The sequence below is a fragment of the Arthrobacter sp. JCM 19049 genome (assembly GCF_001310435.1).
The window spans coordinates 1-5,007 of record NZ_BAXF01000141.1 but is presented as its reverse complement, the minus strand read 5'-3'; the positions used below and the strand labels follow the sequence as shown (position 1 = coordinate 5,007).

Annotated in this window: 5 pseudogenes; 4 read left to right on the top strand and 1 reads right to left on the bottom strand. The window is 64.2% G+C overall.

What is annotated here, in order from left to right:
* Nucleotides 1-74: 74 nt before the first annotated feature.
* A pseudogene (locus JCM19049_RS08065) lies at nt 75-1,181 on the bottom strand (mannose-1-phosphate guanylyltransferase).
* A 267-nt stretch (nt 1,182-1,448) separates the two neighbouring features.
* Between JCM19049_RS08065 and sdhC the strand changes: the two are divergent.
* The 4 pseudogenes from sdhC to JCM19049_RS08045 all read left to right on the top strand — a co-directional run bounded on the left by sdhC (nt 1,449) and on the right by JCM19049_RS08045 (nt 4,926).
* A pseudogene (sdhC, locus tag JCM19049_RS08060) lies at nt 1,449-1,861 on the top strand (succinate dehydrogenase, cytochrome b556 subunit).
* A 3-nt stretch (nt 1,862-1,864) separates the two neighbouring features.
* A pseudogene (locus JCM19049_RS08055) lies at nt 1,865-2,313 on the top strand (succinate dehydrogenase hydrophobic membrane anchor subunit).
* 46 nt (nt 2,314-2,359) lie between these two features.
* Nucleotides 2,360-4,146: pseudogene (sdhA, locus tag JCM19049_RS08050) on the top strand (succinate dehydrogenase flavoprotein subunit).
* Nucleotides 4,146-4,926, top strand: a pseudogene (locus JCM19049_RS08045) (succinate dehydrogenase iron-sulfur subunit). Before sdhA ends, JCM19049_RS08045 begins: the two co-directional pseudogenes overlap by 1 nt.
* The last annotated feature ends 81 nt before the right edge of the window (nt 4,927-5,007 follow it).

Here is a 5,007-nt window from a genome sequence, read left to right as displayed (position 1 = left end):
GCATCTTCATCGGCAGCGTGCCTGTTTTGCGCCGCAGCCCCGCATCGACCACCCGGGCGGGGCGCTGGCTGCGGCTACAGCACGTCCGTGGCGCCGTCCTTCTTCAGCTGCTCCACGGTCTGCTTGACCTGCTGCGCATGTTCCTTCGTGGTCACCAGCAGCGCATCGGCCGTGTCCACCACGATCACGTCATCGATGCCGATCAGCGCCACCACCCGCGGGTTGTCCCCGTATACGACCCCGGAGGCGTTGTCCGAGTAGACCCGGACCTTGTCACCCAGGATCGTCACCCCGGTTTCCTCGCTGGCCTTGTTCAACCGGCCGATCGCGGCGAAGTCGCCCACGTCGTCCCAGTTGAAGACGCGGGAATGACCGCGACGTCCCCGGCGGCGGCCGCCGGCTCGGCAACCGCGTAGTCGATCGCGATCTTCGGCAGCCCGGGCCAGACTTCCTCCATGACCGCGTCTCGCTGGTCGGTGTCCCAGGCGGCGGCGATGCGCATCAGCCCGGCATGCAGGTCCGGTTCGTTGGCCTGAAGGTGCTGGAGCATCAGCGAGACCGGGGCGACGAACATGCCCGCGTTCCACAAAAAGCCGCTGGCCAGGTACTGCCGGGCGGTATCCGCGTCGGGCTTCTCCACGAACTGGGCGACCGCGCGGGCGGTGGGAGCGTGCTCGATCTCCAGCGGCAGGCCGGTCTGGATGTACCGAACCGGTCGACGGGTGGGTGGGGTGGATGCCGATGGTCACGATCTTGCCGGTGGCCGCGGTGTGGATGGCCTCGCGCACCGCCTCCTGGAAGACCTCCACCGGACCGATGACCTGGTCGGCGGCGAAGGAGCCCATGATGATGTTCGGGTTGCGGCGGTACAGGATGGCCGCGGCCAGCCCGATCGCGGCGGCCGAGTCACGCGGCTCCGGCTCCAACACCAGGTTCTCGTCGCAGATCTCGTTTAGCTGGCTCAGCACGGCGCCACGGTGCGCCCGGCCGGTCACCACCATAATCCGCTCACTGGCCAGCGGCACCAGGCGGTCGTAGGTGGCCCGGATCAGCGTGGAGCCCGAGCCGGTCAGATCGTGCAGGAACTTCGGGGCCGACGCCCGGGACAATGGCCACAGCCTGGTTCCGACTCCACCGGCCGGAATGACGCCATGGAAACGCGCTAGCAGGTCTTCATTCACAACAGCAAGACTAGTTCATTGGCCCATCCGCGCCCGGCTTGAACGCGTCAATGCACGTTGGATTTAGCGCACATTTCCGATAATTAGAACATTGAAAAATGCCCTAATCCACGGGCATTTGTGGCCATTCGGCGCAATATTCACCCCTATCGGTGAACCTGCTCACACAAAATAATCAGAACATAGAACACACCGGCACGAGTGGTTTAGACTCGGGCAAGGAACGCTCGCACAAGTGCGTCACATTTCATTGTGTGCAAGATACACATGCGCCGTTGCGAGTCTTGGAGGTTTAGTTCAGTGTCGAAGACTTCGTCAGGCACCCTCTACCGCGGCCGTGAGGGCATGTGGTCATGGGTGGGACACCGAGTCACCGGTGTCGTTATTTTCCTTTTTCTCTTGGTGCACGTGTTGATACTGCACTCGTCCGCGTCGATGCCAGCGCATACGACGCCGTTATCGGCACCTACAAGAACCCGTTGATGGCCCTGGGCGAGACCGCCCTGGTTGCCGCCATCCTCTTCCACGCCTTTAATGGCCTGCGCGTGATCCTGGTGGACTTCTGGAAGCAGGGCACCAAGTACCAGCGCCAGCTGCTGTGGGGCGTGCTCGGCCTGTGGGTCGTCGTCTTCGCCGGATTCGCCATCCGCCACCTGTCGCTCGCCTTCGGAGGTCACTAAGCCATGAGTGTCGATATTCAAGCTCCGCGCAGCAGCCAGCGCATGGACCCGAAGTACATTCGCGGTCCGAAGTCGCGCGGCAACTTCGAAATGCTCGGCTGGCTGTTCATGCGCCTGTCCGGCGTGGTCCTGGTCGTGCTGATTTTCGGTCACCTGATCGCCAACCTTATTGTTGGCGACGGCATCAACGCCCTGTCCTTCGGCTTCGTGGCCGGCAAGTGGGCCTCCCCGGTCTGGCAGTTCTGGGACCTGGCCCTGCTGTGGCTCTCCATGCTGCACGGCACCAACGGCGTGCGCACCATCATCAACGACTACGCGAGAAGCACGCGACCCGCACCTGGCTGAAGGGGCTGCTGTACGTGGCCACCATCTTCATCCTGGTCCTCGGCTCGCTGGTGATCTTCACCTTCGATCCGTGCGTGGCCAACAGCCCGCTGCCGCAGTGCGCCTAATTGCGCGCCACACCGCAATAGATTTCTAGAAAAGAGAGCCTCAAGAATGCAGGTACATAAGTACGACGTCGTCATCGTCGGTGCCGGCGGCGCGGGGATGCGTGCCGCGATCGAATCCGGCCAGCGCGCCCGTACCGCAGTGCTGACCAAGCTTTACCCGACCCGCTCGCACACCGGTGCGGCCCAGGGTGGCATGTGCGCGGCACTGGCCAACGTTGAAGAAGACAACTGGGAATGGCACACCTTCGACACCATCAAGGGTGGCGACTACCTGGTGGACCAGGACGCAGCCGAGATCATGGCCAAGGAAGCCATCGACGCGGTGCTGGACCTGGAAAAGATGGGTCTTCCCTTCAACCGCACCCCGGACGGCAAGATCGACCAGCGCCGCTTCGGCGGGCACACCCGTGACCACGGCAAGGCTGCCGTGCGCCGCGCCTGCTACGCCGCGGACCGCACCGGCCACATGATCCTGCAGACCCTGTACCAAAACTGCGTGAAGCACAACGTCGAGTTCTACAACGAGTACTACGTGCTGGACCTGCTGCTGGTTGAGGAGGACGCCTACCGCGAGGACGGCACCGCCTACAAGCAGAAGCGCGTGGCCGGCGTGGTCTCCTACGACCTGGCCACCGGCGAACTGCACGTGTTCCAGGCCAAGAGCGTGATCTTCGCATCGGGCGGCGCCGGCAAGGTCTTCAAGACCACCTCCAACGCCCATACCCTGACCGGTGACGGCATGGGCATCGCCTTCCGCCGCGGCCTGCCGCTGGAGGACATGGAGTTCTTCCAGTTCCACCCGACCGGCCTGGCCGGGCTAGGCATCCTGCTGACCGAGGGTGCCCGCGGTGAAGGCGCGATCCTGCGCAACTCCGACGGTGAGCGCTTCATGGAGCGCTACGCACCGACCATTAAGGACCTGGCCCCGCGCGACATCGTCGCCCGCGCCATGGCCAACGAGGTGCGCGAGGGCCGCGGCTGCGGTCCAAACAAGGACTACGTGCTGCTGGACCTGACCCACCTGGAGCCGGAGCACATCGAATCCAAGCTGCCGGACATCACCGAGTTCGCCCGCACCTACCTGGGTGTGGAGCCGTTCACCGATCCGGTCCCGGTGTACCCGACCGCGCACTACGCCATGGGCGGTGTGCCGACCAACATCAAGACCGAGGTGCTGCAGGACAACGACACCGTCGTCCCGGGCCTGTTCGCCGCCGGTGAGGTCGCCTGCGTGTCCGTGCACGGCTCGAACCGCCTGGCACCAACTCGCTGCTGGACATCAACGTCTTCGGCAAGCGCGCCGGTGTGGCCGCGGCCGAATACGCCAAGGACGCCGACTTCGTCGCCCTGCCGGAGGACAGCGAGCAGTTCGTCATCAGCCAGATCGGCGCGCTGATGGACTCCAACGGCACCGAGAAGGTCGCCGAGCTGCGTTCGATCCTGCAGGAGACCATGGACAGCAACGTCCAGGTGTTCCGCGACGAGCGTTCGCTGAAGGAGGCCCGCGACGTGATCGAGGACCTGCGCATGCGCTACAAGAACATCGGCATCCAGGACAAGGGCAAGCGCTTCAACCTGGATCTGCTCGAAGCCATCGAGCTCGGCTTCCTGCTGGACCTTGCCGAGGTCATGACCGTGGCAGCCCTGCACCGCAAGGAATCGCGCGGCGGCCACTACCGCGAGGACTTCCCGGACCGCGATGACGAGAACTTCATGAAGCACTCGATGTCCTACCGCGACGCCGATGCCGTCACCGAGGACATCAAGGGCATCCGCATGGAGACCAAGCCGGTGGTCTTCACCCGTTACCAGCCGATGGAGCGTAAGTACTAATGAGCACCGAACAGCCAGAACCAGCATCAAAGATCGAGCTGAAGCCCGGTGTTGGCGGCGGCGGAGAAATCCCTACCTTCAACATCACCCTGCGTGTTCGCCGTTACCTGCCCGAGAGCAAGTCCGAGGCCTACTGGGAAGACTTCAAGCTGACCATGTACGGCACCGACCGCGTGCTGGACGCCCTGCACAAGGTCAAGTGGGAGCACGACGGATCGCTGTCGTTCCGCCGCTCCTGCGCCCACGGCATTTGCGGCTCCGATGCCATGCGCATCAACGGCCGCAACCGCCTGGCCTGCAAGACCCTGCTCAAGGACCTGGACACCTCCAAGCCGATCACCGTTGAGGCGATCAAGGGCCTGCCGCTGGAGAAGGACCTGATCGTGGACATGGAGCCGTTCTTCCAGTCCTACCGCGAGATCATGCCGTTCCTGATCAACAACAGCCACGAGCCGACCCGTGAGCGTTCCAGTCCGTCGAGGACCGTGAGCGCTTCGACGACACCACCAAGTGCATCCTGTGTGCCGCGTGCACCAGCTCCTGCCCGGTGTTCTGGACCGATGGCCAGTACTTCGGCCCGGCCGCGATCGTCAACGCCCACCGCTTCATCTTCGACTCGCGTGACGAGGCCGGGGACATGCGCCTGGAGATCCTGAACGACAAGGAAGGCGTATGGCGCTGCCGCACCGTCTTCAACTGCACCGAGGCGTGCCCGCGTGGCATCCAGGTGACCAAGCGATCGCCGAGGTCAAGCAGGCCATCTTGTCGCGCACCATCTAATCCAGCTGCCCGACGGCATGGCCGGAAGCCACTGCGGTTCGGGGCCCGTTTGGCCGTCCCCTCCCCCGCCTCGGCCGCCGG